This is a genomic window from Microbacterium sp. Ru50 (assembly GCF_002920555.1).
GTDB lineage: Bacteria > Actinomycetota > Actinomycetes > Actinomycetales > Microbacteriaceae > Microbacterium > Microbacterium arborescens.
In genome coordinates, this window is record NZ_PQSV01000001.1 from 527361 (window position 1) to 553179 (window position 25819).

A 25819-nucleotide genomic window follows, 5' to 3' on the forward strand; every position below is an offset into this window, starting at 1 on the left:
CCGCGGCATCCGCGCCTCAGCACTCGATCAGGCGTCGTCGTCCTTGCGCTTGCGCCACCGGATGCCCGCAGCGATGAACCCGTCGAGATCGCCGTCGAAGACGGTCGAGGGGTTGCCGACCTCGTGGCCGGTGCGCAGATCCTTCACGAGCTGCTGGCCGTAGAGGAAGTAGGAGCGCATCTGATCGCCCCAGCTCGCGGTGATGGTGCCCGCCAGCTCCTTCTTCTTCGCAGCCTCTTCCTCGCGCTGCAGGAGCATGAGTCGGGTCTGCAGGACGCGCATGGCCGCGGCACGGTTCTGGATCTGCGACTTCTCGTTCTGCATCGACACGACGATGCCGGTGGGGATGTGCGTGATGCGCACGGCCGAGTCGGTGGTGTTGACCGACTGCCCACCGGGGCCCGACGAGCGGAAGACGTCGACGCGGATGTCGTTCTCGGGGACGTCGACCTCGACGGCCTCCTCCATCACCGGGATCACCTCGACGGCGGCGAAGCTCGTCTGGCGCTTGTCAGCCGACCCGAAGGGGCTGATGCGCGCGAGGCGGTGCGTTCCGGCCTCGACCGACAGCGTGCCGTATGCGTAGGGGGCGTCGACCTCGAACGTGGCCGACTTGATCCCCGCGCCCTCGGCGTACGACGTGTCCATGACCTTCACGGGGTACTTGTGGCGCTCGGCCCAGCGGAGGTACATGCGCAGCAGCATGTCGGCGAAATCGGTGGCGTCGTCGCCACCCGCGCCCGAGCGGATCGTCACGACGGCCGCGCGGTCGTCGTATTCGCCGTCGAGGAGCGTCTGCACCTCGAGTTGACCGATGACCTCTTCGAGCTGCTTGAGCTCCTTGCGCGCCTCTTCGGCCGACTCCTCGTCGTCCATCTCGATCGCGAGCTCCACGAGCACGTCGAGGTCGTCGAGTCGGCGCTCGACCTCGGTGACGCGCTTGAGTTCGGCCTGGCGGTGACTGAGCGCGCTGGTGACCTTCTGCGCCTTCTCGACGTCATCCCAGAGATCCGGCGCGCCGGCCTCCTCGGAGAGGCGGGCGATCTCGGCCCGAAGAGCCTCGACGTCGACCACCGCCTGGATGTCGGCGAACGTGGAGCGCAGGGCCTGGATGTCGGCGGAGATATCGAATTCGAGCATGGCACTCCAGAGTATCGTGGAAGCAATGGGAGCCAGCGACGAGAACGAACCGATCCGCCGCGTTCTCTGGCGCCTCGCCCCGATGATCTACGGACCGACGACCCTGTTCGGGCTCGGTGAAGGCGCCGTCATCCCCCTCATCCCGGTCATCGCCGCCGAACTGGGCGCTGACGTCGCCACCTCGGCACTCGTCGCCGCCGCACTCGTGGTGGGCCAGCTGTGCGGCAATCTGCCCGCTGGGTGGGCCGTGGCCCGCATCGGCGAGCGGGCGACCATGATCATCGCGGGGCTGCTCGCCCTCGTCGGTGTCGCTGCGATGGCCTTCGCTCCCGTGCTGGGGGTGTTCGCGGCATCCGTCTTCGTCATCGGCATCTGCGCGGCGGCTTTCGGCGTCGCCCGTCACGCGTTCATGACCACCCGGGTGCCCCTCACCTTCCGCGCTCGGGCGCTGTCGCTGCTCGGCGGCAGCTTCCGCCTCGGCATGTTCGTCGGGCCTTTCATCGCCGCTGCGCTCCTGTGGGCGTTCGGCGACGAGCACGCCACGATCTGGTTCTTCGGGGTGTGCCTCGTCGCGATGATCGCTCTGGTCGCCTTCGGACCCGAACCCGAGAAGCGGCTGGGTCCGCCGCCCGCCATCGCACGGACCGTCGAGGGCGAAGCGATCACGACGGCGCCTGTCCGGACGCGCCGCGCCCCCGGCACCGGCGTCGTCCGCACCGCCTGGCGCAACCGCGACGTGCTGGCGCGCCTCGGTGTCGCGGCGGCGTCGCTGTCGGCGCTGCGGTCCACGCGTCAGGTCCTGCTCCCCTTGTGGGGCGTGGCGATCGGGCTGGACGGCTCGACGATCGCACTGGTCGTCGGCGTCTCGGGTGCGATCGACTTCGCGCTGTTCTACGCCAGCGGCCAGGTCATGGACCGCTTCGGTCGCCTGTGGGCGGCCCTCCCCGCGATGCTCCTCATGAGTGCGGGCCTCATCGCCCTCGCGCTCACCGCGGCCAGCGCGCAGCCCGAGCTCTGGTTCGCCCTCTTCGCCGCCGTGCTGGGGGTCGGGAACGGACTTTCGAGCGGCATCCTCCTCACGCTCGGCGCGGATGTGGCGCCGACGGCGAACCCGGCGCCGTTCCTCGGTTCCTGGCGCACGCTCACAGATGCGGGCGGTGCCGCCGCCCCGCTGCTGGTCTCCGGGATCACCGCCGTCGCCTCGTTGCCGGCCGCCGCCGCCGTCATGGGGGCGTTCGGTCTCGTCGGCGCTCTGGGGTTCATCCGGTGGGTCCCCCGTTTCGTCCCGCGCACCCGGATCAACCGTGATCCCGAGGGCCCGGACGGCGGCCCCGACGACCGTGACGACCCCGCCTAGCATGCTCGGCGTGCGCAGATTCGCGGCCGCCGGCTCGGCCATCCTGGTCGCCGGCGTCCTGCCCGGCTGCGCCGTCGGCATCCCCGGGCACGGGGATGCGAAGGGGGCTGTCGCCGAGTCCGCGCACGCCGTCGACGTCATACTGCCGCCGGTCGGCGGAAAGCCGGACTACCAGCTGGGCGGAGACTACCCGCCCGGCGAGGACGTGGAGATCGTCGGCCGCGACCGCACAGCGGAGCCCGCACCGGACCGTTACTCGATCTGCTACGTGAACGGGTTCCAGACGCAGCCGGCAGAACGCGACCTGTGGGATGACGATCTGCTCGTGACGGTCGACGGCGAGCCCGTCATCGATCCGGACTGGCCCGACGAGGTGCTGATCGATTCATCGACGGCCGACAAACGCGAGCGCATCCTCGCCCTGGTCTCCCCCTGGATCCGCGGCTGCGCCGAGTCCGGGTTCGACGCGGTCGAGTTCGACAACCTCGATTCCTTCACGCGCTCCGAGGGCATGCTCGACATCGACGGCAATCTGGCGCTCGCCGCCGCCTACGTCGACGTAGCCCACGACGCGGGTCTCGCCGCAGGTCAGAAGAATGCGGCGGAGTTCGCTCGGCAGCTCCGCGACGAGGCGGGCTTCGACTTCGCCGTCGTCGAGGAATGCGCCGCCTACCTCGAGTGCTCCCGCTACACCGAGGTCTATGGCGAGGCCGTCGTCGACATCGAGTACACCGACAACCTTCCGCGCACCTGGGACGAGATGTGCGCCGATCCGGAGACCCCGCCTTCCGTCGTGCTGCGCGACAGGGACCTGACCGTGCGAGGTTATCCTGAGCATGTAGCGACGCATTGCTGAGGCGAATCTTGGTCTGAGCGTCGTTCATGGCGCAACCCGTTTCACGCCGCGACACGGTGCTGACAGCGTTGCTCTCGACCGAGGGAGATCGATGGTCTTCGAGACGACGCTGGGCCGCGAGGGCACACGGCGCGAGGTGGCGCGCCAGTCGAAGCGGACGGCGAGGCGCCTCGCGCTGATCCGGCTCGTCGTGCTGCTCGCCGCGATCTCCGGCGTGAACTACATCGTCTGGCGCTGGCTCGCCTCCGTGAATTGGGAGGCGTGGTGGATCGCCCTGCCCCTCGTCCTCGCCGAGACATACAGCCTCATCGACTCGCTCATCTTCGCCGTCGGCGCCTGGCGGCTGCGCGAGCGCCACGATGCGCCGCCCCTGACGCGCGACGTCACGGTCGACGTCCTCGTCACCACCTACAACGAACCGCTCGACCTCGTCATGCGCACGGCGCGTGCGGCCCAGGCGATCGACTACCCGCACGAGACCTGGATCCTCGACGACGGCGACCGGCCCGAGCTCCGCCGTCTCGCGGAGGCCGAGGGCATCGGCGTCGTCACCCGGTCGCAGGCATGGCGCGACCGCCCACGCCATGCGAAGGCCGGCAACATCAACAACGCCCTCATGGTCACCGAGGGCGAGTTCCTGCTCATCCTCGACGCCGATCAGGTGCCCTCGCCGAAGATCCTCGACCGTACGCTCGGCTGGTTCATGGACGACAAGGTCGCTCTCGTCCAGACGCCGCAGTGGTTCGTCAACGTTCCGCCGAGCGATCCGCTCGGCAGCCAGGCTCCGCTCTTCTACGGCCCGATCCAGCAGTCCAAGGACGGGTGGAACGCGGCGTTCTTCTGCGGCTCGAATGCGATCCTGCGCCGCGAGGCTCTGATGCAGCTCGGCGTCTCGCGGTACGTCGACGAAGTCACGCTCGCCGTCAACCGCGGCGTCCGCTCCTCCCGTCGCGTGCTCGCCCGCGCGCGCCGGGACCACGGCGCCGACCCGCGCATCGCGGCCGCCCTCGACACCGTCGCCGCAGCGCTCGACGACGTCAAGGCGGAGATCGCGCGTGGTGACGCACTGGCCGATGTCACCTACGCCTTCCAGAGTCGGATCGACCGCGTCCGCCGCGAGCTCGCCGACCAGGACATGTCCGATGTCCGCGAAGAGCTGCGCGCCCTCGCCGAGCTGACCGCGGACACCGAGGCCCTCGCCGTCATCGACGAGGTCACCCTCGATGCTTTGGGCGACCGGAGCCTGTCGCCGTTGGCCGCGCTCGAGTCGATCAGCATGCTCGTCTCGGCGTTCGATGTCGGACGAGATGAAGAGGCCCAGGCGATCATGCCTCTCGCGACCATCTCGGTCACGGAGGACATGGCGACCTCGATGCGGCTGCACGGCCTCGGCTGGAAGTCGGTGTATCACGACGAGGTGCTCGCCGAGGGACTCGCGCCCGAAGACCTGCCGACGATGCTGACGCAGCGGCTGCGGTGGGCGCAGGGCACCATGCAGGTGATGTTCCGCGAGAACCCTCTCGTGCAACGCAGCCTCAGCTGGGGACAGCGGATCATGTACTTCGGCACGATGTGGAGCTACCTGGCGGGCTTCGCCGGGATCGTCTACATCGCCGCGCCGGTGCTCTACCTGACGTTCGGCGTCATGCCGGTTCAGGCTTGGAGCGTCGACTTCTTCGCGCGGTTCATCCCCTTCTTCCTCCTCAATCAGCTGCTCTTCCTCGTGGTCGCCAACGGACGCCCCACCTGGCGCGGCGCGCAGTACTCGCTCGCTCTCTTCCCCGTCTGGATCCGCTCCGTGACCACGGCATTCGCGAACGTCTACCGCGGTCGAGCCCTCGGGTTCGCGGTCACCCCGAAGACGCGCGCCACCGAGGACAGCCCACGGTGGGATCTCGTGAAGCCGCAGCTGATCGCGATGTCAGCGCTCGTCCTGTCGCTCGTCGCCGTCGCCATCCGCTATGCCGTCGGGCAGGCCCAGGGCATCGCGCCGCTCATCAACATCGTCTGGGTGCTGTACGACCTGATGGTCTTCAGCATCATCATCCGCGCCGTGCTCTACCGGCCACCGGCACATCTGGAACTGAAGGAGACATGACCATGCTGGACCTCGATATCGACGTACGCGAGAACGGTCGAGTCGTCCGCCCCCACGGTCGACTCACGATGGTCTCGGCCCGCCCCTTCCGCGAGCGGGTGACCGAGGAGATCGCCGCGGCGGGCGAATCGCCCGTGATCGTGGATCTGTCGGACGTCGCCTTCATCGACTCATCGGGCCTCGGCGCCCTCGTGGCCTGCCTCAAGACCGCTCGGCAAGGTGGTGGCGATCTCCGACTCGCCGCGCCGAGCGAACAGGTCACCATGGTGCTCGGCCTGACGAACCTCGACCGCGTGCTCCGGCCGCGCGCAACCGTGCAGGACGCCCTCGATGGCTGAGGTCGCGCACCGGTCGCTCGTCGCCGATGTCTCTCTCGAGAGTGTGGAGGCGGTCCACGACCTGCTCGCATCCTGGTGGGAGGAGGCGGGCGACGTCGACCCGCGCACGCGTTTCGCCTTCGAAATCGCCGTCATCGAGATCGCTGGCAACATCGTCGAGCATTCCGTCGCCGCGCACGGTGCCGAGGGGCGGCATTTCACGCTCGACCTGCGCGCCACCCCCGAGGCACTGACGGCGACCTTCCAGGATGACGCGCAGCCCGCCGAACTCGACCTCAGCGCGGTGACGATGGCCGACGCCGACTCCGAGGATGGCCGCGGGCTCGCTCTCGCGCTCGCGAGCGTCGACTCCGTCGACTACCGCTACGAGAACGGGCGCAACGTGTGGAGTCTCGAGTGCCGCCGCGAGTGACGCGGCACCTGAGGCGGGCGCTCGCCGCCCTGATCCTCGCCGCCGCCGGCGCTCTCCTCGCGGCGCCCGCGGCCGTCGCCGACACCTCCGTGCCCGCGCCCGTCACGCAGGACGGGCTCTGGTTCGGCCCGGAACTCGATTGGGGCTCCGACGGTCCGGACGGATACGCCGACCGGCTCGGCGAGACGCCCGCGACCTACGCCATCCGCCTGTCGTACCCGCTCGATGACAGAGCCCGCCAGGACTGGTCCCGCGCAGCCACGGCAGCCGCTGCCCAGGGCGCCGTCCTCGTCCTGAGCATGGAGCCGCGCGTTGCCCTCGCGGACCTGACGCGCGACGATGCCGCGGCGTTCAACGCGATGCTCGAGAAGATGCAGGGCGACTACGACACGCACCACCTCGTGCGCTTCGCCCCGGAGATGAACGGTTCGTGGACCTCGTGGGGGCAGCAGCCGCGTGAGTTCGTGCGCGCCTTCGAGGCCGTGGCCGACGTCGTCCACGACGGCGGTTCGGGCGCCGAGATGGTCTGGGCCCCCTCCTACGGCGCGGGCTACCCGTTCGAACGCGCGGACGGTCGCCTCGACGATCTCTCCCCCGCTGACCTTCGGGCGCTCGACACCGACGCGGACGGTCTGCTGACCGAGGCCGACGACCCGTACGGCCCCTACTTCCCCGACGCGGATGCCGTCGACCGGGTGGGTCTGACGATGTTCTACTTCGGCAAGGGCGAGTCGGGTGCTGCCGCGGGTCGCGACGTGCCGCTCGTGTCGAACAGCGCTCCCGATGAGGGTGAGGTGGCCGCGCGCCTGGACGAGCAGTGGGGCTACACCGTGCCGCAGGCAGAGGCCTTCTACGACAGGTTCGCGGCGGGCGAGAGCCGGGACCTTCTGCTCGACACCGGCGCTCTCTACGACTTCTCACTCGACGGAGACACCGAGCTCGCCGTCAAGCAGGGCTGGTGGCGCCAGGTGCTCGCCGAGCTGCCCGATCACCCGCGGATCACCGCGGTCACCTGGCTCGAGGCCGTGCGCGAAGAGGCCGAGGCCGGCGCGCAGGAGGTCGACTGGCGCCTGACCGCCTCGGGTGAGCTCGCGAGCGCGTTCCGCGCCGACCTCGCGGCATCCGGGCAGGTGCAGTGGAGTCCGATCACTGACGTGATCACCCCCGAGCAGGCCTCGGCCAGCACCGTGCAGGTGCGCGAGGGCAACGACGAGATGAACTGGATCACCGGCGCGGCCGCCGTGCTCGCCATCGCGTTCCTCGTCTCGGGGATCGTGGGACGGATGCTGCCGTCGTGGCGCTATCCCGATGATTCCGCGACCCGCGATCTGCGCATCGACATGATGCGGGGCTTCGTCATCATCGTGGTCGTCGTGACGCACATCGAGGTGCTGAGCCCCTACTCGTTCGCGTCGCTGAACATCATCGGCGCCATCACGGGCGCCGAGCTCTTCGTCCTGCTGAGCGGCGTCGTCCTCGGCATGGTCTTCCCCGCCGCAGTGAAACGCGGCGGGGAGTGGGGCGCGGCGCTCGCTGCGTGGGCGCGAGCGCGGAAGCAGTACCTGGTCGCTCTCGCCGTCATCCTGCTGATCTTCATCGTCAGCTTCGTGCCGTTCATCGACGCCTCGGCGATCATGACGTTCACCGACCGTGGCACCGGCGAGGACGGACAAGCGACGACCGGACGCGTGTACGACCTCTACCCGAACGCCGACCGCCTACTCGACTACCCGCCGCCCTGGTACGCGGTGAGACAGCTGCTCCTGCTCGAGATGGGGCCGTGGCCCTTCAACATCATGGGGCTGTTCGTCGTGCTGAGCCTGGCCTATCCCGCGCTCATGTGGCTCATCCGCCGGCGCCTGTGGTGGCTCGTGCTGGCGGGCAGCTGGGGTCTCTACGCTCTCCACATCACGATGCCGGAGCTGTCGCCCCTGCCGTCGCAGTTCAACGCGGTCTTCCCGCTGCTGGCCTGGCAGGTGCTCTTCACGCACGGACTCGTCATCGGGTACTACCGGCGCCAGATCATCGGGGCGCTCACCTCGACACCGGGGAAGATCCTCGTCGGGCTCTTCGTCGTCGGCTATGCCGGGTTCCTGGTCTATCTCTGGGCGGGCGACAGCTTCGGGTTCGAGCCGGCCCCGTTCCCTGCCGGCCTCTACGGGATGCTGTACGACTCGGGCTACCCGCGGATCGATCTGCACTGGGGGCGCCTGCTCGACCTCGTTCTCGTGATCACCTGCAGCTACGCCGTGCTCACCGTCGCCTGGAAGCCGATCAACGCGGTCATGGGGTGGCTCTGGATCCCGCTCGGGCAGGCGAGCCTGTACGTCTTCATCGTGCACGTGTTCTTCGTGCTCGCCGTGGCGAACATCCCCGGGCTCGATCGGCAGAGCTTCTGGCAGGGAACGCTGATCCATACCGCGGTCATCGCGGTGATCTACCTGATGGTGCGGAAACGGTTCCTGTTCTCGGTGATCCCCCGCTGACGACGTCCGGACGGCCGTGGTCAGCGCACCGAGACGACCACGGCCGTCACGTCATCGTCGACGACGTGCTCGGAGACGCGGATCGAGAGCTCGTCGAAGAAGGCGTCGGGCTCCGTGGCGCGGCGGAGGTCTTCGCCGATGAGACGCAGGCTGTCGAGTGTCGAGTCGTAGGCATCGAGGGCACCGTCCGAGACCGAGATGATGAGGTCGCCGTGACCGACCACCGTCTCGCCGGCCTCCCACTCGGCGTCGGATGGGCGCAGGCCGAGCGGAAGGTTGCGTGAACTCAGGCGCTCGCTCGCGCCGTCGGCACGGAGAAGCAGCGTGAGCCCGTGTCCCGCATCGACGTAGGCCACCCGGCCGCTTCGGGTCTCGATGACCGCGTGGAACAGGGTGGCGAAGGTCTCGCGATAGCGCTTGTCGTGCCGGGCATAGTCCTCGACCGAGAGCATCGCCTCGACCGGGTCGAGGTGAGCGCGCTGCTGGAGCGCACCGATCAGCTCCTCCGCGAACCCGCCGGCCTCCTCGCCCTTGCCCATGACGTCGGCGAGGGTGACGATGATGCGGTCTCCGACCTGCTGCCAGCTGCTCCGGTCGCCGCTGACCTGCCCGTACGGGATCGCCAGGGCTGCGAGCCGGACCTCTCCCGCTGCGAGACGGTCGTCGCGCTTGGCCGGGGCGCTGGACGCGGCGGGCACGGGCACGGCTCCGGACGCACCGGGATCGTCCATGCGCATCTCGGCCTGCGCCCACAGGCCGAAGCGCTCGAACGCTTCGCGGTCGGCGTCGCTGAGATCACGGGGCGCGGTGTCGAGCAGGCAGAGTGTGCCGACCGTCTCTCCCGCGTCGGTGTGGATCGGGAAGCCCGCGTAGAAGCGGATGCCGTGCTCGGCGACGATCGCGCGGTCGGCGAACCGCGGGTCGGCGCGGCCGTCGCGCACCTCGAGCACGGCGGGCTGCTTGACGGCCTCGCCGCAGAACGAGTCCTCGATCGGGGTGTACCGGAAGTCGGACTCCGCCGGCTGCGACTTCGTGAACACGGTCTCGGAGTTCACGACGTTGACGACGGCGTAGTCGACGTCGAACATCTCGCGAGCGAGCCGCGTGATGCGGTCGAAGCGCTCCTCCGGGGCCGTGTCCATCAGACCGAGACGGGTCACCGCGTCGTCGTTGACATCGAGTTGCTGGGTCATGAGCGGGCTCCCCCTCCACGCATAGCCGGTCATCCGACCCTAGCCAGCGCCGATTCCTCCGGGAAGGAGGTTGCGCGATCGCTGCGCCTCGCGGACTCAGCGCAGCACGGTCCGGCTCGTCGCGGTCGCCTCGACCCGCACGCCGTCGGGCACGAACATAGATGAGACGGGCGGATGCCACACCGTCGCCACGGTGACTCGCGCGGACACCCCGTCGGGAGTGGCAGCGTCGACCAGCGTGACGTCACCGGATGCCGCGACGACCTGGGCGGCGAGGTCACGGACACCAGCCGGGTCGAGGAGCGCGCGCGGCGAGCCCTGTTCGACCGAGAACTCGAACCCGTCGGAGGCGGCCAGAGCCGCGGCGTCCGCGACGGTGTCTGCCCGCTTGTGGGCGAGATACAGGCTCATCGCGTCGGCGCCGACGAGGACGAGCACGATGGCGAGCAGAGCGTATCCGAGCGTGAGCGGCAGCACGCTCCCCTCGTCGCCCAGCCGATGATGTCTCGTCATGGCGCGCCCCACAGCCGCGGCATCCGTTGCACCGCGGTCGCCTCGATCGGAACGCGGGCGAGCCGGTCGAGGCCGAGCACGGGAGGCACGAGCGGAAGCGTCGCCTCGGTCTCCGCGGTGACGCGGAACGTCTCCCCCGGACGCGGACACGGACCAGCCCCGTCGCACGAGACGGCGAGCGAGAGATCGTCCGTCGCCATCCCGTACTCGGCGGCGATCGCCTGCGTGGTGTCATCGGCGCGCGCGTCGGCCTGAGCGACGTCGCTCGCTGTCGCGATCGCGCGAGCCACGTGCCGCGCCGCCGCCTGGGCGGCGAACGTGTGGGACTGCACGATGCCGAGCGACACGATCAGGTATACGACGGGGACGAGCAGGATGAGCCCGGCAGTCAGGAACTCGAGCGACGCCGATCCGTCCTCAGCGCGGTGTTGCTCACTCCCCGTCGTCCGCATGCGCATGCGCGGTCACCTCCCACGCTGCCGGGACGCCCGTCAATCCGACGAGCGGCAGGGTGAGCCGCATCGTCACCTGGACCATCACCGCGTCATCGACTGCAGTGCGCCGTGTCTGGACGTCCTGCACGACCCCCGGCCCAAGCGTCCGATCGACGATCTCCCGGGCGCGCGCAGCTCCCTCCCCGTCGGTCACATCGGCCAGCGCGGCGTCGTACGCGCCTTCGACCGCCGCGTCGTGAGCGACCCCTCGAACGTAGACGGCGAGAGCGAGCTGAATGACCCCCAGGGTGAGCAGGGTCAGCAGCGCTCCGACCATCACGAACTCCGCCGGACTCGAACCGCGGTCGTCGAGAGTGACCGCCATCTCAGAGTCCGGAGACTCGTGCGATGGCCTGCTCGAACAGGTTCGACAGCGCCGGACCGGCGAGCGCCCAGATGACGACGACGAGCCCCGCCGTCATGAGGGTGACGAGCACCCAGCCGGGAACATCGCCGTGCTCGTCATCCCGGAGGTCTCGTGCGGCTCCGCGGACCATCGCGACCGTTCGTCTCATCGCGTTTCCTTTCTTCGTTCTGGATGTGGTTCACAGCCCCAGGCGCAGCATCACGATGCCGGGGAACACCGCGAACAGGACCGAGAGAGGCAGCACGAGGAAGACCAGGGGAACGAGCATGAGGATCTCCTTGCGGCCCGCTTGCTCGATCAGAATCCGCTTCGCGTCCTCCCGCGCATCGGCCGCCTGGGTCTGCAGCACCTGTGCCAACGGGGCGCCACGTTCGATGGCGCCCACGAGCTGGTCGACCGCGCGATCGATGCTCGCCACGTCGAGGGAGCGTGCCATGTCGCGCAGGGCATCGGTCAGGGTCGACCCGGTGCTGGCCGAGAGTACCGCCGCACGGAGGTGACGCGTCAGTTCGCCGGCTCCCACGTCACTGACGCGGCGGAGCGCATCGTTGAGGCTCTCGCCCGCAGAGAGGCAGAGCGCGAGGAACTCCAGCACCGTGGGCACCTCTTCTCGCACCTGCCGCATCCTCTTCTCCGCGGCCTGCGCGAGCATCGTGTGGGCTGCGAGCGTTCCGGCGCCAGCGAAGACGATCGGCAGCAGCAGCGTCGCTCCGTTCGCATCGCCGCGAATCGCCACGACGATCGTGATCGCGGTTCCCATCGCGAGACCTCCGAGGCCGGCGAAGAGTTGCCGCAGGCGGAACGCCTCGGCAGAGACGGACCAGCCGGCCCGCAGCAGCCGCCGTCGCACCGTGTCTGATCCGCCGACTCGCGCGCCCAGCCGCGAGACCCAGGTGAGAAGGCGCCTCTGCCACGAGGATCCCGGATGCAATGGAGTCAGGCCCATCGGGTCGGCGATGTCGCGCAGGTAGGGCGCGATGCGTCGCTCGAGCGGAGGTCCCGCCCAACGCGGCATCCCCGCGACGGTGAGGAGAACCCCGGTTGCCAGAACAGTCCCCCAGATGATGGCGAGGGCGAGGTCGGAGAAGGCGGTCATCGCACCCACCTCCGCGGTTCCGGCAGCCGGCCGATCCGCAGCATGAGCCGGTACGCGACGAAGGACACCGCGGCCCCAGCCACGATGAGGACCGCTCCCTCACCCGAGGCATACGCGCGTGCCCCTTCCGGTCTGAGTGCCAGGAGCGTCAGCACCACCCAGGGCGCGACCAAGCCGAGCACGGCCGCGCCGCGGATCCACGACTGCCGCGCCTCCACCTCCGCGCGCAGGGCCGCATCGGCGCGGACGGCGGTCGACAGCGCCCTCAGTACCGGGACGAGCTCGGTCCCGCCCACCTGCCGGGCCATCCGGAGCGTCTCCACGATGCGGTCGGCCACAGGGTCGGCGAGCATGGCTTGCAGACGCGCGGCACTGGTGTCGAAGTGACCGGAGGCAGCGAGATCTCGTGCGAACCCGTGGAACGCGGGCCGAAGGGGCGGTGGCCCGTTCTCCGCTATCGATGCGACGGCGTCACCGAGAGGCATCCCGGCTCGAACGGATGCGACGAGGAGGTCGCAGACGTCGGGCCAGAGTCCTCGGCGAGCTCTCCGCAGTCGCCGCGCGCGTGATCGTAGCCAGGCCGCCGGCAGGAGCGCCCCGGCGCCCCCGGCGACGATGGCAACCACAGGCAGCGATGTCACGAGCCATGCAGCCGCGGCGGCGAGCACCGCGGCCCCGACCGATACGGCGGCGAGCCCGCTCACCGGCGCGTGCGCGAAACCGGAGGATTCGAGGAGGACGCGACCGCATCGCCGGGACGGACCGGGTGTCGCCGCAGTCGTGGCCGTCAGAGGCGACAGCCACGGCGAGACGATCAGCAGAAGTCCCGCGCCGAGGCTGGCGCCCCACAGCAGGATCACGTCCGGCTCCGGTAGACCGAGCGCGTCGCGATAACACCCTCGACCACTGCCCCGGTGGGAGACACGATCTCGGCGACGCGGCGGCGGCCCGAGCTCAGGAGCTCGCAGTGGACCACGAGGTCGACGGACGCCGCGAGCGCGCCGCGCACGAACTCGATGTCGATGTTCCGGCCGGCCAGAAGTGGGAGGGCCGAGAGCTTCCGCAACGCATCCGCCGCGGAGTTGGCGTGGACGGTCGCGGCTGCCGGAACGCCGGTGTTGAGTGCGAGGATCAAGTCGAGAGCTTCCGCGTCGCGCACCTCGCCCACGACGAGACGGTCCGGTCGCATACGCAGCGCCTCCTTCACGAGGCGCCGCAGCGTCACTTCTCCCCCGCCTTCGAGGCTCGGCTGACGGCCCTGCAGGGCGACGACATCGGGCAGATCGACGGCGAGCTCGAACGTCTCCTCCACCGTGACGACACGCTGCTCGGGCGGACTCGTCGCCATCAAAGCGCTGAGCATTGTCGTCTTGCCCGCGTGAGTGGCACCGGACACGATGATGTTCCGTCCGCTCGCGATCGCGGTGCGCAAGATGTCCGCCGCCTCCACCGTCACCGACCCGACCGCCACGAGGTCGTCGAGCGTGCGGAACGTGCGGAGGAATTTGCGGACATTCACGGACCAATGGCGGGTGATATCGGGAATGACGACGTGAAGCCGCGAGCCGTCCGGAAGCGAGGCATCGGCGAACGGCTGACTCAAGTCGACGCGGCGCCCAGTCGCGTGCAGCATCCGCTCGACCAGGTCGCGCACCTGCCCCTCGGTCAGAGTCAGCGCGACCCTCTCGCTTCGGCCGCCGCGCGCGACGAAGATGCGGTCGGGAGCGTTTACCCACAGCTCCTCGACGCTCGGATCGTCCAGGAGAGCCTGCAAAGGGCCGTAACCGGCCACGGATGCCAGCACGCGGCGCACCGCAGCGGACTCGTCGTCGACGGCTTCGAGCCCGCGTGCCAGAGCGAAGTCGTTGTGTCGCTGCACTTCCGCGGCCGCGACGCGCTCGACCTCGTCCGGGCGCTCGGCGGGATCGATGCCCTCCGACCGCAGCCGATCGCGCAGACGGCACGCGATCCGCGTCTCGGGAGGCAGATCAGGCGGCTCGGACCCGGATGCGGAAGAGAGAGAAATGCCCACCCGCAGCATCGTGGTCGCTATCTCGTGAGCCCGTCGTGACTTTCCACAGGGCCGGCTTGACTACGTAACCTGGCGACGGCGAGCGAGCGCTACTCTTCCTGATCCCGGACCTCGTGAAGCGTCCGCGCGAGCGACAGCACTGCCGTCCTGTACAGCTCGGGTCTCACGTTCTCCGGGTCGAAAAGGGCCAGCGCAGACAAGCCCAGGTCGATGGCCGTCAGGATGCGGAACTGATCCGCAGGAGCTATTCGCGCGAACCTGCTATCGGCCGGGATCGGAGACGCATCGGCCGGGATGTCGTCTGGCGGCGATATGAACTCGAGGAACCCCGCCGTCAGTCGGTCATCCCGCAGCGCATATGGGATGAAGTCGAAGACCAACCGCGCGTAGCTGGCGCGATCGCCGCTTCTCGCCGTGCGAATCCAGATATCGCACCACGCTTCGAGTCGTTCATCGTCATTCGTCGCCCGATCGAGCGTGGCACGAAATTCCTGTGCCTCCGGCGAGAGCGCCTGACGGTATCGGATGACCTCCAGGATCAGTTGACCCTTGTCGCGGAAGTTGGAGTAGACCGCCCCCTTCGTCAGTCCGGCTTCCAGCGCCACGTCGTCGAGAGAGGCGCCTGCGACGCCGCGCGCGGCGAAGATCCGCTCTGCCGCCTCGAGCAACAGCGTCCTGTTCCGCTGCCGCCGCTCATCGCGGGTCGTCCGTGTCATGCGTCGAATCCTAGAGCAGCGCGATCAGCCGCCTTCGATACCGTCGACCCGTTGATCCGGGTTTCAAATACTGCCAGTATCTGAATATGAGACGCGTGGCAGCTGGCACCGACGCCCTCTCGCTGGAGCAGATCACCAAGATCTACAAGCGAGGGGGTACCGCGGCGAATCAAGCCGTCAGTCTGACCTTCCGCCCGGGTGAGCTCGTCGCGCTGGTCGGTCACAACGGGGCAGGGAAGACCACGCTGCTCAACCAGATCATCGGGGCGGTGAAACCCACCTCCGGCGACATCCGGTACGGAGCAACCTCGCTCATTGCGTCACCGGACATCGCTCGCCGGGTCGCGTCGATGATGCCGCAGATGCACGCTCCGCTGACCGGCGTGACACCGTGGCAGGCGATAACGTCGATCGCCCGATTGAGGGGCCTCTCTGGATCAGATGCGAAGACCGCGGCGCTCGGCTTGATCGATTCGCTCGACATCGAGCCCTGGAAGAACACCGGCGGCGAGAAGCTCTCGGGCGGCCTGCGTCGACTGACGTCCTTCGCGATGGCTGTGATCGCGCCCCCACCCGTGCTGTTGATCGATGAGCCCACAAACGACGTCGACCCGATCCGGCGACCCCTGATCTGGCGGCATCTGCGCCGGCTCGCCGATGACGGACATACCGTCGTGGTGGTCACGCACAACCTGGTCGAAGTCCAGCGCGCCGCCGACCGGTATGTGTTGCTCCAGAACGGCACAGTCCTCGTCGACAGCACGCCGAGCCAACTGCGTCAACAGGCACGCACCGCCACCCTCAGCGTTTCTCTCCGTCCTGGCGCGGACGCCACGACGGCTCCCCCGGCCGCAGCGCACATCGTGGACGACGACGGGCGGCTCACACTCGACCTGGAACCGGCGCAGATCCCCGCCGCGATCGAATGGGTTCTCCACCTGGTCGATACCGGCACCGCTGACACCTATGCGCTCGCGCCGGCATCGCTCGAAACCCTCTACGAAGGGATCACCCATGGCCGTTGACGTTCTCACGACCCCGACGATCAGCGTGCCACGCCGGCGCGCGTGGCTCGGTAGCTGGTGGGGTCTCGTCCGGTGGAGCCTGACTCGGCACAAATACCTCTTGCCGGCGTTCACCGTGGTGCAAGCCCTATTCGCCATCGCGATCGTTTACGGCCTCGCGCTGATGATCCCGAACATCGGCGCCGAGGCGGCCCGATATCTCTCCTCGGGCGCCTGGACGCTGGGAATCATTGCCGTCGGGTGCGTGCTCGCCCCGCAGATCATGAGCACCTCGAAGCAGGAGGGCCTGCTCGACTATCAGAGAACCCTTCCGGTTCCGCGCTCCGCGATCCTCCTCGCTGACGCCGTCGTCTGGAGCTTCGCCGCGTTGCCCGGGATCGCGGTCGGAATGCTCGCCGCGTTCCTGCGCTTCGGGCTCGACATCCACATCGACCTGCTCGCCGTGGCCGCGATCCTCTCTGCGCAATTCACCGCGGTGAGCATCGGCTATGCGATCGCGCTCTGGTTGCCGCTGGGTGCCACGTCTCTCGTGACGCAGGTCATCATGATCGGAGGCTTGCTGTTCTCACCGATCACCTACCCCGCGGAGCGCCTTCCCGAGTGGGCCGTCACACTCCATCAGTTCCTTCCGTTCGCGCCGATGGCAGACATCATCCGCGAAGCGACGTTCTGGACCGGCGAGAGCCAGGTGGTGAACATCATCGTCGTGGCCGCGTGGGCGACGGCGGCATACTCAGCGGCCTATCTCGCGCTCCGCAGGAGAAAGTGAACGCGTCGACTGACGTTCGGTGGGCGTCAGCCCGCGGCTGATCCCGTGTCGTAAGACATGCCCGCACCGTAGAAGCAGGCTTCCACTCCGAGATCGTCGGAATCGAACGGGAAATCACCGCGCATCGACGCGAACATGAACCGATGAACGTCCTCGACGGTGCCCGAGGCGGCGATGAGATCACCGTCTCGCAAACAGGTGAACGCCCGCAATGACGGGTCGGCGTAGAGATCGGGATTCGCTTGCTGCATTTCATATCCCATGATCGCGTGGATCGATGTCGTTTGTTCGCAACGGTGCTTCGCCGCCATCATCCTGTCCGGATCGGTCACGGCAGCAGGGGGCTGCACGTTCACGATCCCCGAGGGGTATGTCGTGAGATCGAGGTCATGGCCTGCGTCCGCCATACAGTCAACGAGCCGCTCGAGGGAGTCCTCGTACTGGACTCGCGTCACCCGGCCCGTCGCTTGGGCCTCGGTGAGGATCTCGACATCCCTCTCCGTCAGTTCAGGATCCGCGAGCCAGCTCGCGTACATCGCCTCGAAAGAGACCGCCAAGCGCTCTGCCGTCGGTTGGCTCCCATGCGCCTGTGGTGCGGGAGAGCCGCACCCGACTAGACCTCCCACCGTTAGCAATGACGCAATCGCGGCGACGACGATTTTCTTCAGCATGACTCCTCCGCAAAATGTATTCGCGCTCTGCGCCCGTGGCATGTTCACGCTAGCCAGCGGGACGTAGGGGCCGAGGTGACCGCAGTACCCGCTCCGTGAACTGTCAGGTCAATCTAGCCTTATCGCTTTTTCGGCGGCACGCCAAGGCCACGCTCGGCACTTTCCGCCTCCTGCTGCCGCCGGACCGCCCGATTCAGGGCCCCGATACCCACGGAGACGCTTGCCACGACAAAGGCGAGGCCGAGAAGGAGCAAAAGATCCGAAGCACTCGGTGGCGTTAAGAGCATCGCCAGCGCCAGGAAAAGGAGCAGCGCGGCCGATGTCAGCACCCACGAATAGAGGGCCCGAAGACCGGCTCGCCAGGCGGCGTCGGACTCATCCGCTCGACGCCGCCGCATGCCGTTGATGGACGCCGTCTCGTATCTACCGCGTACTCCGAGGGTGCTGGCGATGACGACAGCCAACGCCCATGCCACCAGCAGCCCCGCGGTGATGATCTGCATCCCGCCGCACCTCCTCCAGCTCGGACGCAAAGGGAGAGTCCCAGCAGAGTCGACGACCGCGACAGGACGCGGCCGTCGAGGCCCGCCGGAATCGTGAACAATCCGTAACACTAACGAAACACACCGTTTCGTATCGTTGTGGCCATGACGTCGCAGACCGAGAAGCCGGGCCGACCCACCGACGAAGACCTGACCCGCCGTATCCTCGTCGCCGCCGCCGACCTCCTCGGCGCGCACGGGTATCAGCAGCTCAGCGTCGAACGGGTCGCCAGGGCCGTCGGCTGCGGGAAGACGGCGATCTACCGCCGCTACTCCGACAAGGGAGCGCTCGTCGCCGCCGTGTTGCGGTCGCAGGTCGAGGTCGGCGCCATGCCCGACCACGACGACGTGCGCGCCGACCTGCTCGAGCATGCCCTGCAGAACCAGCGCAACCAGGTGCTCTCCCCCGAACAGCGCAACGGACTCCGTGCGATGTTCGAGCCCGACGTCTTCACCCTGCTCTGGGACACCTTCTTCCAGCACCGCCGCCAACAGGGCATCGAGATCATCGATCGCGCCATCGCCCGGGGCGACCTCCCCGAGGACGTCGACCACGACATCCTCCTCGACACGATCGCCGGGCTCACCCTGTACCGGCAGTCCGTCAAGCGCATCCACATCGATGAGCGCCACTACGTCGACATCATCGACGCCCTCGTGACACACCCTCCCCGTCGACTGCCCGACGCCGATGAACAGGTTCCCGATGTCCCCTGAATCCCCACCCCTCACCCAGTCCCTGCCGAAGGTCAGCGTCCGCGCCGTCGTCGGCTTCCTCGTCTTCTGCGAGCTCGCCAGCGGCTTCGTCCAGGGGTTCTACGCCCCGCTCCTCGGCGAGATCGCCGGCCATCTTCGCGTATCCGATGCCGACATCACGTGGTTCCTGACCGTTCAGACGCTGGCGGCTGCCGTCTGCGTGCCACTCCTGTCGAAGATGGGCGACATCTTCGGGCACCGGCGGATGCTGCGCATCGCTGTCGTCGCGGTGCTGATCGGCACCCTCGTCACGGCGTTCCTGCCGAGCTACCCGATCGTGCTCGCCGCGCGGATCCTCGTCGGCCCGCTCGCCGTCTGGCTGCCGCTCGAGATCGCGCTCGTCCACAACCGCATCAAGGGCGAGACGGCGCGTACCTCGATCGGTCTGCTCGTGTCGTGCCTGACCGGTGGTGCGATCCTCGGGACCCTCGCGGCCGGCCTGTTCTCCGCGGTGCTGCCGAGCCTCACCCTCACCCTCCTCGTGCCGGTCGTCTTCGTCGCGGTCAGCGCTTACGCGGTGTTCTTCAAGGTGCCCGAATCGACCACCCGCACGGCGGCGAAGGTCGACGTGCTCGGCTTCGTCGGCATCGGCCTCGCCATGGTCCTCCTGCTGTTCGGGCTGCGCCTCGCCTCGACCTCCGGCTTCGCGTCGCCCCTGACGATCGCAACTCTCGCCGCAGCGCTCGTCGTCTTCGCGGTCTGGGTCGTATGGGAGCTGCGGACGACGTCACCTGCGATCGACCTCCGTCTCGTCGTCTCTCCCGGGCTCGGTCCCGTCTACCTCACGGCCTTCCTCTTCGGCATGGTGATGTTCGGCGCGCAGTCGCCGACGACGACATTCCTCACCGCCGATCCCGCGCAGACGGGCTACGGATTCGCCGCGTCGGCGAGCACCGCCTCCGCCGTCACCGCGGTGGTCACGATCCTCGCCACCCTCGGGGCGGCCACATTCGCACCGCTGGCCCGGCGGGTCGGCATCCGAGCCGTCTTGATCGCGGGGGCGCTCGCGGCAGCATCCGGTTCGCTCGTCCAGATCGCGTTCCACGACCACCTCTGGCAGATCTTCGTAATCTCGGCGATCAACGGCATCGGGATGGGTCTGCTGCTCGGCGCTCTGCCCGCGCTCGTCGCAGAGCTCGCTCCCACCGATTCGACGGGCATCGCAGCGGGCGTCTACAACTCGCTCCGCACGCTCGGCGGCTCGACCGCCGGCGCCGTGTTCGCCGTCGTGCTCGCGGGCTTCACGACCACAGGCGCATTGCACTCGTCGATCCAGGGCTACATCACGATCTGGGGAGTCTGCGCCGCGGCGTTCCTCATCGCCGCCGTCGCCCTCGCCACCATGCGCATGCCGCGCTCCGTCACCCCGGCAACGAAAGGCTGACATGACCACCCCCGATTTCACCGCCGATGCGGCCGCGATCGTTCCCGATCTCGTCGCCCTGCGCCGCGCGCTCCACGCCGACCCCGAGCTCGGGCTCGACCTGCCCCGCACACAGCAGCGCGTGCTCGACTCCCTCGAGGGGCTGCCGCTCGAGATCACGACGGGAACGGCGACGACGTCGATCGTCGCCGTTCTCCGCGGCGCGCTGCCCGGCCCGGCCGTGCTGCTGCGCGGCGACATGGATGCCCTGCCGATCGACGAGGCGACCGGTCTCGACTACGCCGCGACGAACGGCACCATGCATGCGTGCGGCCACGACCTGCACACCGCGGGACTCGTGGGCGCGGCGAAGCTGCTCTCCGCTCGCCGCGATGAACTGCACGGGTCGGTCGTCTTCATGTTCCAGCCCGGCGAGGAGGGCCACGGCGGCGCCAAGATCATGCTCGACGAGGGGCTGCTGGATGCCGCGGGCGAGCGCCCCATCGCCGCCTATGCCATCCACGTCGCACCGGGACCACGGGGCATGTTCGCGACGAGGACGGGCGCCGTGGCAGCCGGCTCGAACCAGCTATTCATCACGGTCAACGGTCGCGGCGGGCACGGCTCGCAGCCGCACCAGACGCTCGATCCGGTGCCGGCCGCCGCCGAGATCGTGCTCGCGCTCCAGAGCTTCGTGACGCGCAGCTTCGACGCCTTCGACCCCGTGGTGTTGTCGGTCACCCGCCTGTCGACGGGAGACGGGGCCGTCAACGTGATCCCCGAGAAGGTCGAGATCGCCGCGACCGTGCGGAACATGTCGCCGACGTCGCTGGCGATCCTGCAGAGCGGACTGCCGCGGGTCGTCGACGGCGTCGCCTCGGCGCACGGTCTCACCGCCGACACCCGCTTCGAGACCATGTACCCCGTGACCGTGAACGACGTCGCCGAGACCGAGGCGACCCTCGCCGAGCTTCGCCGGGCATTCGGCGAGCAGCGCGTCATGGTGCTGCCCTCCCCGATGATGGGCTCCGAGGACTTCGCGTTCGTCCTGGCGGAAGTGCCCGGGACCTTCATCGCGCTTCTGACGTCACCCGAGGGAACCGATCTGAGCACCGTCGAGTGGAATCACTCCCCTCGCGTGGTGTTCGACGATTCGGTGCTGGGCGACCAGGCCGCGGCGTTGGCATCGGTCGCCTTCGCGCGCACGTCACGGTAGCCGACGAGTCGTCGCCGCACCCAGCTCGTGCGGCCTGCGGCGACGACTCCGGCTCAGCCGAGCAGCTCGATGCCGAATCCCGCGACGACGGCGCGGACTTCCTCGAGATAGCGCTGCGCCTGCTCGGTGAGCGGGACGGCCGTGCGGCCGATCCACCCGATCTCGATGCGTTCGTCGACATCGAGCGGCACGGCGACGATCTCAGGATCCAGGTCATCGCTGATGATGCCCGTCGAGATCGTGTAGCCGTCGAGGCCGATCATGAGGTTGAAGATCGTCGCGCGATCCGACACCCGGATCTCCTGCTTGCTCGAGAGCGTCGAGAGGATCTCCTCGGCGAAGTAGAACGAGTTGTTCGCGCCCTGGTCGAAGGTCAGGCGCGGCAGGTCGGCGAGATCGTCGAGGGTCGCGCGGGCACGGGCCGCGAGCGGGTTCCGGCGCGAGACGAAGATGTGCGGTTCGGCAACGAACAACGGGTGGAACGCGAGCCCCGAATCCCGCAGCAGCTTGTCGATCACGTTCCGGTTGAAGTCGTTGCGGAAGAGGATGCCCAGCTCGCTTCGCAGCGTCCGGACGTCCTCGATGATGTCCCACGTCCGGGTCTCGCGCAGCGAGAACTCGTATTCGGGCGCCCCGGTGCTCCTGACCATCCGAACGAACGCGTCGACGGCGAACGAGTAGTGCTGCGTCGAGACGCCGAGCAGCCGCCGCGACGGCGGCCTCCCGAGGTAGCGCTGCTCGAGCAGCTCGGCCTGCTCGACGACCTGACGGGCGTACCCCAGGAACTCCACGCCGTCGGTGGTCAGGGTCACGCCTCGGGCCGACCGGACCAGCAGATCACGGCCGACCCGCGCCTCGAGATCCTTCATCGCCGCAGACATCGTGGGCTGCGCAACGTAGAGCAGATCGGATGCCGCCGAGATCGACCCCTCGGCGGCGACCTCGATGAAGTACTGCAGCTGCTGCAGGGTGATCCCGCTTCGACGCACGGCCATAGCCCCAGACTATGGCACTGGATAGCGAGCGGGAATTACCCGATGACTACCGCCAGAGCGCACGATGGAGCCGACATCTTCCGCACGGCTCTCCGGAGCTCCGCTTGATTGGCTGATCATGGCGAACGACTTCACGTTCCGCATCTCGACGACGCGTTTCGACGAGGACTACACCCCCTCCGACTCGTCGCGCATCACCACGAACTTCGCCAACCTCGCCCGCGGCGAGCGCCGCCGGGAGAACCTCCGCGGCGCGCTCGCGATGATCGACGCTCGACTCAACGACCTCGCCCGCACCGGCAACCCGGAGGGCGACCGGTACACCGCCGAGCTCGACATCGTCTCGGCGCACCTGCGGTCCGACGACGACACCGACTCCGATACCGACGGCGCATCGACGGATGCCCCCGCCGACCGCGAGTTCCCGCTGCTCGAGGTGCTCGACATCCACATCGTCGACCGGCAGACCGGCGAGCGCCACCACGGCATCGTCGGCAACAATTTCTCGTCGTATCTGCGCGACTACGACTTCAGCATCCTGTTGCCGTCCGCGCAGCAGACGCCCGGCGCGTTCACGGTGCCGGATGGGTTCGGCGACCTGCACGGCAAGCTCTTCCAGCACTTCCTCGATTCCGACGCCTACCGCGAGCGGTTCCCCCAATCCCCCGTCGTGTGCATCAGCGTGTCGACGAGCCGGACCTACCGGCGCAACGGCAACCGGCACCCGGTCCTCGGCGTCGAGTACGAGCAGGACTCGTTCTCTCTGACGGACGAGTACTTCGCGAAGATGGGGCTGCAGGTGCGGTACTTCATGCCGCGCGGAAGCGTCGCGCCGCTGGCGTTCTACCACCGCGGCGACCTGCTCGCCGACTACACCGATCTGCAGCTGATCGGCACGATCAGCACGATGGAGACGTTCCAGAAGATCTATCGGCCCGAGATCTACAACGCCACCGAGCCCGCCGGCGAGGCCTACCGGCCCACCCTCGAGAGTGATGACTTCGTGCGGACGGACATCACCTACGACCGGGTCGAGCGCAGCCAGCTCGCCACGACGCAGGGCAGGTACGCCGAGGAGCACTTCGTCACCCCGCACCGCCAGGTCCTCAGCCGCTGGGCCGCCCGCTACGCCGCCCCGAGCGCGCTCACCCGCTGACCCGCTGACCCGCTCACCCGAAGGACCATCCGTGTCTCACACCGTTCTGCCCACCTCGACCGTCGGCAGTCTGCCCAAGCCGTCGTGGCTCGCCAAACCCGAGGTGCTGTGGTCACCGTGGGAACTGACCGGCGACACGCTGACGGAAGGCAGACGAGACGCCCTGCGCGTCGCGGTGCACGAGCAGGAGCGCCGCGGACTCGACATCATCAGCGACGGGGAACAGACCCGCCAGCACTTCGTCACGACCTTCATCGAGCACCTCGACGGCGTCGACTTCGAACGGCGCGAGACCGTGCGCATCCGCGATCGATACGACGCGAGCGTGCCCACCGTCGTCGGCGCCGTCAGTCGCCGGCGGCCGGTTTTCGTCGATGACGCGGCCTTCCTCCGGCAGCAGACCGACAGCCCCATCAAGTGGGCGCTCCCGGGACCGATGACCATGATCGACACGCTGGCCGATCGTCACTATCGGAGCCGCGAGAAGCTCGCGTGGGAGTTCGCGACGATCCTCAACCAGGAGGCCCGAGAGCTCGAGGCCGCCGGCGTCGACATCATCCAGTTCGACGAGCCCGCGTTCAACGTGTTCTTCGACGAGATGAAGGACTGGGGTATCGCCGCGCTCGAGCGGGCTGCCGAGGGCCTGCGCGCCGAGACGGTGGTGCACATCTGCTACGGCTACGGCATCGCGGCCAACAACGAATGGAAGGCGACGCTCGGTCCGGAGTGGCGGCAGTACGAGGAGTCGTTCCCGCTTCTCCAGCGCTCGAGCATCGACGTCATCTCGCTCGAGAGCCACCACTCGCACGTTCCGGTCGAGCTGATCGAGCTCATCCGAGGCAAGAAGGTGATGCTCGGCGCCATCGATGTCGCAAGCCACGAGGTCGAGACGCCGGATGAGGTCGCCGAGACGCTCCGCCGCGCCCTCGAGTTCGTCGACGCCGGCAACCTGATCCCGAGCACCAACTGCGGCATGGCACCGCTGCCCCGCGCCGTGGCGTACGACAAGATCAGCGCCCTGGTGGCCGGGGCCGCCATCGTCCGAGCCGAGGTCTCCGAGCCGAGCGCGCTCGCCGCGCGCTGACCCGGGTTATCCCCGGCCCGCCGCCCCCTTTCGGCCCGCGCATCGAGCGCACACTGGCGGCGGAAGGACGGTGATCCCGTGCTCACGATCCCCGAGGCGCTCGCCGCACAAGCCGAGAACGGCCGCCACAAGACGGACGGGCTGCGCTCGCCCGCTCGCTTCACGGTGTCGGGCATGCTCGCCGGCGCGTACATCGGCGTCGGGGTCGTGCTCATGGTCACGGCAGCCGGGCCCCTCTTCGCGGCGGGCTCGGGCTGGGGCAAGCTCGTGTCGGGACTGGTGTTCGGGGTCGCCCTGACGATCGTCGTCATCGCGGGCGGCGAGCTCGTGACCTCCTCGATGATGACGGTCCCCCAGGCGACGCTCATGAGGGCCGTGCCGGCGGGGCGCGCAGCCGGGGCGGTCCTGTGGACGTTCGGCGCCAACCTCGTCGGATCGGTCGTGTTCGGAGCGCTGATCGTCGCGTCGGGGGTGCTGCACAGCAACGCCGCGGCCGGCACGATGATCTCCGACATGCTCGCCGCGAAGGCACACGAGTCGCCGGTCGAGCTGTTCGTCCGCGGCATCCTGTGCAATGTGCTCGTCTGCATCGCGATCTGGATGACGGTGCGGCTGCGCAGTGAGAGCGCCCGCATCCTCGTCGTGTTCGCCGCGATCCTCGCGTTCATCACCTCCGGCTTCGAGCACGTCGTGGCGAACATGACCACGTTCACGATCGGCCTGCTCTCCGGCGACCCGTCGGCGACCCTGGGCGGCTTCGCCCTCAATCTGGTGCTCGTGGGCGCCGGGAACCTCGTCGGCGGCGGCCTCGTCGTCGGCACCGGATACTGGTTCGTCGGCGGCTCCCCGCGGATCACTGAGGCCCCCGCGAACATCCCGGGCTCAGGGCGCGAGAGCTCGGTCGCGCGATAGGTGCGATGGGGCGGCCATGCGTGCGCCGTGACCGCCACATCATCTCGGCGGATTCGGGGGTTATGCGGACGATTCTGGCTATCCCACCCGCCTAGACTGAACCCGTCAGCGGGAGTGGTGGAATTGGCAGACACGCAGGATTTAGGTTCCTGTGCCTCACGGCGTGTGGGTTCAAGTCCCACCTTCCGCACGGATCGGGCGTTCGCCCGTCCTCGCGTCATCCTCTCCCGAC

At 68.5% G+C, this 25819-nt stretch carries 27 protein-coding genes and 1 tRNA gene; 15 read left to right on the top strand and 13 right to left on the bottom strand.

The window, feature by feature from the left end; genetic code table 11:
- Window positions 1-27: 27 nt before the first annotated feature.
- On the bottom strand, window positions 28-1140 hold the full coding sequence (prfB, locus tag C3481_RS02475) for a peptide chain release factor 2 (protein ID WP_023951108.1): 1113 nt from the start codon (window positions 1138-1140) through the stop codon (window positions 28-30).
- Window positions 1141-1165: 25 nt separating this feature from the next.
- Between prfB and C3481_RS02480 the strand changes: the two genes are divergently transcribed.
- The 6 genes from C3481_RS02480 (at window position 1166) to opgC (ending at window position 8687) form a co-directional block, all read left to right on the top strand.
- Window positions 1166-2497 carry an MFS transporter gene (locus C3481_RS02480; RefSeq protein WP_242435629.1) on the top strand — a complete coding sequence of 444 codons (1332 nt, stop codon included), beginning with the start codon at window positions 1166-1168 and terminating at the stop codon, window positions 2495-2497.
- 1 nt (window position 2498) lies between these two features.
- A complete protein-coding gene (locus tag C3481_RS02485) occupies window positions 2499-3353 on the top strand; it encodes an endo alpha-1,4 polygalactosaminidase (RefSeq protein WP_103840646.1) in 855 nt (284 codons plus the stop codon).
- A gap of 91 nt (window positions 3354-3444) precedes the next feature.
- Window positions 3445-5451, top strand: coding sequence for a glycosyltransferase family 2 protein (locus C3481_RS02490; RefSeq protein ID WP_083990668.1), 2007 nt, complete (start codon window positions 3445-3447; stop codon window positions 5449-5451).
- The gene (locus C3481_RS02495; protein ID WP_237049186.1) at window positions 5448-5789 is read left to right on the top strand and encodes an STAS domain-containing protein; all 342 of its coding nucleotides are present in this window, start codon (window positions 5448-5450) and stop codon (window positions 5787-5789) included. Before C3481_RS02490 ends, C3481_RS02495 begins: the two co-directional genes overlap by 4 nt.
- Complete coding sequence (locus tag C3481_RS02500; protein WP_023951113.1) at window positions 5782-6201, top strand: ATP-binding protein; 420 nt, start codon at window positions 5782-5784, stop codon at window positions 6199-6201. Before C3481_RS02495 ends, C3481_RS02500 begins: the two co-directional genes overlap by 8 nt.
- Window positions 6186-8687, top strand: a complete 2502-nt coding sequence (gene opgC, locus C3481_RS02505; RefSeq protein ID WP_103840648.1) for an OpgC domain-containing protein — start codon at window positions 6186-6188, stop codon at window positions 8685-8687. The genes C3481_RS02500 and opgC overlap by 16 nt, the downstream gene beginning before the upstream one ends.
- A 20-nt stretch (window positions 8688-8707) precedes the next feature.
- Here the strand turns inward: opgC and C3481_RS02510 are convergent, their stop codons facing one another.
- The 9 genes from C3481_RS02510 to C3481_RS02550 form a co-directional block, all read right to left on the bottom strand.
- Complete coding sequence (locus tag C3481_RS02510; RefSeq protein ID WP_181021867.1) at window positions 8708-9880, bottom strand: GAF domain-containing SpoIIE family protein phosphatase; 1173 nt, start codon at window positions 9878-9880, stop codon at window positions 8708-8710.
- 96 nt (window positions 9881-9976) lie between these two features.
- Window positions 9977-10393, bottom strand: a complete 417-nt coding sequence (locus C3481_RS02515) for a pilus assembly protein TadG-related protein (protein ID WP_103841974.1) — start codon at window positions 10391-10393, stop codon at window positions 9977-9979.
- Window positions 10390-10851: a TadE family protein gene (locus tag C3481_RS02520; protein ID WP_258039002.1), complete on the bottom strand. Its 462-nt coding sequence runs from the start codon at window positions 10849-10851 to the stop codon at window positions 10390-10392. Before C3481_RS02520 ends, C3481_RS02515 begins: the two co-directional genes overlap by 4 nt.
- Window positions 10826-11212, bottom strand: coding sequence for a TadE/TadG family type IV pilus assembly protein (locus tag C3481_RS02525; RefSeq protein WP_103840652.1), 387 nt, complete (start codon window positions 11210-11212; stop codon window positions 10826-10828). The genes C3481_RS02520 and C3481_RS02525 overlap by 26 nt, the downstream gene beginning before the upstream one ends.
- 1 nt (window position 11213) lies before the next feature.
- The gene (locus tag C3481_RS02530) at window positions 11214-11402 is read right to left on the bottom strand and encodes a hypothetical protein (protein ID WP_064956691.1); all 189 of its coding nucleotides are present in this window, start codon (window positions 11400-11402) and stop codon (window positions 11214-11216) included.
- A gap of 30 nt (window positions 11403-11432) precedes the next feature.
- Complete coding sequence (locus C3481_RS02535; RefSeq protein ID WP_103841977.1) at window positions 11433-12350, bottom strand: type II secretion system F family protein; 918 nt, start codon at window positions 12348-12350, stop codon at window positions 11433-11435.
- Window positions 12347-13210: a type II secretion system F family protein gene (locus C3481_RS02540; RefSeq protein ID WP_103840654.1), complete on the bottom strand. Its 864-nt coding sequence runs from the start codon at window positions 13208-13210 to the stop codon at window positions 12347-12349. Before C3481_RS02540 ends, C3481_RS02535 begins: the two co-directional genes overlap by 4 nt.
- Entirely contained in the window at window positions 13207-14382 is a 1176-nt protein-coding gene (locus C3481_RS02545) for a CpaF family protein (protein WP_374754833.1), read from the bottom strand. Before C3481_RS02545 ends, C3481_RS02540 begins: the two co-directional genes overlap by 4 nt.
- An 89-nt stretch (window positions 14383-14471) precedes the next feature.
- A complete protein-coding gene (locus C3481_RS02550) occupies window positions 14472-15098 on the bottom strand; it encodes a TetR family transcriptional regulator (RefSeq protein ID WP_023951132.1) in 627 nt (208 codons plus the stop codon).
- A gap of 95 nt (window positions 15099-15193) precedes the next feature.
- Here C3481_RS02550 and C3481_RS02555 point away from each other — a divergent pair, with 95 nt between their 5' ends.
- Both C3481_RS02555 and C3481_RS02560 read left to right on the top strand, forming a co-directional pair.
- Window positions 15194-16123 carry an ABC transporter ATP-binding protein gene (locus tag C3481_RS02555; RefSeq protein WP_219817635.1) on the top strand — a complete coding sequence of 310 codons (930 nt, stop codon included), beginning with the start codon at window positions 15194-15196 and terminating at the stop codon, window positions 16121-16123.
- On the top strand, window positions 16113-16892 hold the full coding sequence (locus C3481_RS02560) for an ABC transporter permease (protein WP_083990671.1): 780 nt from the start codon (window positions 16113-16115) through the stop codon (window positions 16890-16892). The genes C3481_RS02555 and C3481_RS02560 overlap by 11 nt, the downstream gene beginning before the upstream one ends.
- A gap of 26 nt (window positions 16893-16918) precedes the next feature.
- On the opposite strand, the gene C3481_RS02565 is transcribed toward C3481_RS02560, so the two are convergent.
- Both C3481_RS02565 and C3481_RS02570 read right to left on the bottom strand, forming a co-directional pair.
- Window positions 16919-17563, bottom strand: a complete 645-nt coding sequence (locus tag C3481_RS02565; RefSeq protein WP_146053613.1) for a hypothetical protein — start codon at window positions 17561-17563, stop codon at window positions 16919-16921.
- 119 nt (window positions 17564-17682) lie between these two features.
- Window positions 17683-18066, bottom strand: coding sequence for a hypothetical protein (locus C3481_RS02570; protein WP_103840662.1), 384 nt, complete (start codon window positions 18064-18066; stop codon window positions 17683-17685).
- Between the two features lie 144 nt (window positions 18067-18210).
- Here C3481_RS02570 and C3481_RS02575 point away from each other — a divergent pair, with 144 nt between their 5' ends.
- From C3481_RS02575 to C3481_RS02585, 3 genes are read left to right on the top strand one after another with little or no spacing between them, the layout of a single operon-like run.
- Window positions 18211-18822, top strand: a complete 612-nt coding sequence (locus tag C3481_RS02575; RefSeq protein ID WP_103840664.1) for a TetR/AcrR family transcriptional regulator — start codon at window positions 18211-18213, stop codon at window positions 18820-18822.
- On the top strand, window positions 18812-20245 hold the full coding sequence (locus C3481_RS02580) for an MFS transporter (protein ID WP_181021868.1): 1434 nt from the start codon (window positions 18812-18814) through the stop codon (window positions 20243-20245). The genes C3481_RS02575 and C3481_RS02580 overlap by 11 nt, the downstream gene beginning before the upstream one ends.
- Window position 20246: 1 nt before the next feature.
- Entirely contained in the window at window positions 20247-21440 is a 1194-nt protein-coding gene (locus C3481_RS02585) for a M20 family metallopeptidase (RefSeq protein ID WP_103840668.1), read from the top strand.
- Between the two features lie 53 nt (window positions 21441-21493).
- On the opposite strand, the gene C3481_RS02590 is transcribed toward C3481_RS02585, so the two are convergent.
- The gene (locus C3481_RS02590) at window positions 21494-22435 is read right to left on the bottom strand and encodes a LysR family transcriptional regulator (RefSeq protein ID WP_023951144.1); all 942 of its coding nucleotides are present in this window, start codon (window positions 22433-22435) and stop codon (window positions 21494-21496) included.
- Window positions 22436-22553: 118 nt separating this feature from the next.
- Between C3481_RS02590 and C3481_RS02595 the strand changes: the two genes are divergently transcribed.
- From C3481_RS02595 to C3481_RS02610, 4 genes are all read left to right on the top strand, one after another.
- Window positions 22554-23591: a putative oxygenase MesX gene (locus C3481_RS02595; protein WP_103840670.1), complete on the top strand. Its 1038-nt coding sequence runs from the start codon at window positions 22554-22556 to the stop codon at window positions 23589-23591.
- A gap of 31 nt (window positions 23592-23622) precedes the next feature.
- Entirely contained in the window at window positions 23623-24675 is a 1053-nt protein-coding gene (locus tag C3481_RS02600; protein ID WP_103840672.1) for a methionine synthase, read from the top strand.
- Window positions 24676-24753: 78 nt separating this feature from the next.
- Window positions 24754-25587 (top strand): formate/nitrite transporter family protein, encoded by an 834-nt coding sequence (locus C3481_RS02605; RefSeq protein WP_103840674.1) that lies wholly within the window; start codon window positions 24754-24756, stop codon window positions 25585-25587.
- 108 nt (window positions 25588-25695) lie between these two features.
- A tRNA-Leu gene (locus tag C3481_RS02610) sits at window positions 25696-25777 on the top strand.
- The last annotated feature ends 42 nt before the right edge of the window (window positions 25778-25819 follow it).

Excerpts from the sequence above, each read along its gene's own strand:
- C3481_RS02500 (WP_023951113.1), top strand. The coding sequence starts at position 5,782 with ATGGCTGAGGTCGCGCACCGGTCGCTCGTCGCCGATGTCTCTCTCGAG.
- C3481_RS02490 (WP_083990668.1), top strand. The coding sequence starts at position 3,445 with ATGGTCTTCGAGACGACGCTGGGCCGCGAGGGCACACGGCGCGAGGTG.
- C3481_RS02535 (WP_103841977.1), bottom strand. The coding sequence starts at position 12,350 with ATGACCGCCTTCTCCGACCTCGCCCTCGCCATCATCTGGGGGACTGTT.
- prfB (WP_023951108.1), bottom strand. The coding sequence starts at position 1,140 with ATGCTCGAATTCGATATCTCCGCCGACATCCAGGCCCTGCGCTCCACG.
- C3481_RS02515 (WP_103841974.1), bottom strand. The coding sequence starts at position 10,393 with ATGACGAGACATCATCGGCTGGGCGACGAGGGGAGCGTGCTGCCGCTC.
- C3481_RS02595 (WP_103840670.1), top strand. The coding sequence starts at position 22,554 with ATGGCGAACGACTTCACGTTCCGCATCTCGACGACGCGTTTCGACGAG.
- C3481_RS02520 (WP_258039002.1), bottom strand. The coding sequence starts at position 10,851 with ATGCGCATGCGGACGACGGGGAGTGAGCAACACCGCGCTGAGGACGGA.
- C3481_RS02485 (WP_103840646.1), top strand. The coding sequence starts at position 2,499 with ATGCTCGGCGTGCGCAGATTCGCGGCCGCCGGCTCGGCCATCCTGGTC.
- C3481_RS02530 (WP_064956691.1), bottom strand. The coding sequence starts at position 11,402 with ATGAGACGAACGGTCGCGATGGTCCGCGGAGCCGCACGAGACCTCCGG.
- C3481_RS02565 (WP_146053613.1), bottom strand. The coding sequence starts at position 17,563 with ATGCTGAAGAAAATCGTCGTCGCCGCGATTGCGTCATTGCTAACGGTG.
- C3481_RS02510 (WP_181021867.1), bottom strand. The coding sequence starts at position 9,880 with ATGACCCAGCAACTCGATGTCAACGACGACGCGGTGACCCGTCTCGGT.
- C3481_RS02585 (WP_103840668.1), top strand. The coding sequence starts at position 20,247 with ATGACCACCCCCGATTTCACCGCCGATGCGGCCGCGATCGTTCCCGAT.
- C3481_RS02495 (WP_237049186.1), top strand. The coding sequence starts at position 5,448 with ATGACCATGCTGGACCTCGATATCGACGTACGCGAGAACGGTCGAGTC.
- C3481_RS02590 (WP_023951144.1), bottom strand. The coding sequence starts at position 22,435 with ATGGCCGTGCGTCGAAGCGGGATCACCCTGCAGCAGCTGCAGTACTTC.
- C3481_RS02580 (WP_181021868.1), top strand. The coding sequence starts at position 18,812 with ATGTCCCCTGAATCCCCACCCCTCACCCAGTCCCTGCCGAAGGTCAGC.
- C3481_RS02570 (WP_103840662.1), bottom strand. The coding sequence starts at position 18,066 with ATGCAGATCATCACCGCGGGGCTGCTGGTGGCATGGGCGTTGGCTGTC.
- C3481_RS02480 (WP_242435629.1), top strand. The coding sequence starts at position 1,166 with ATGGGAGCCAGCGACGAGAACGAACCGATCCGCCGCGTTCTCTGGCGC.
- C3481_RS02550 (WP_023951132.1), bottom strand. The coding sequence starts at position 15,098 with ATGACACGGACGACCCGCGATGAGCGGCGGCAGCGGAACAGGACGCTG.
- C3481_RS02560 (WP_083990671.1), top strand. The coding sequence starts at position 16,113 with ATGGCCGTTGACGTTCTCACGACCCCGACGATCAGCGTGCCACGCCGG.
- C3481_RS02575 (WP_103840664.1), top strand. The coding sequence starts at position 18,211 with ATGACGTCGCAGACCGAGAAGCCGGGCCGACCCACCGACGAAGACCTG.
- C3481_RS02525 (WP_103840652.1), bottom strand. The coding sequence starts at position 11,212 with ATGGCGGTCACTCTCGACGACCGCGGTTCGAGTCCGGCGGAGTTCGTG.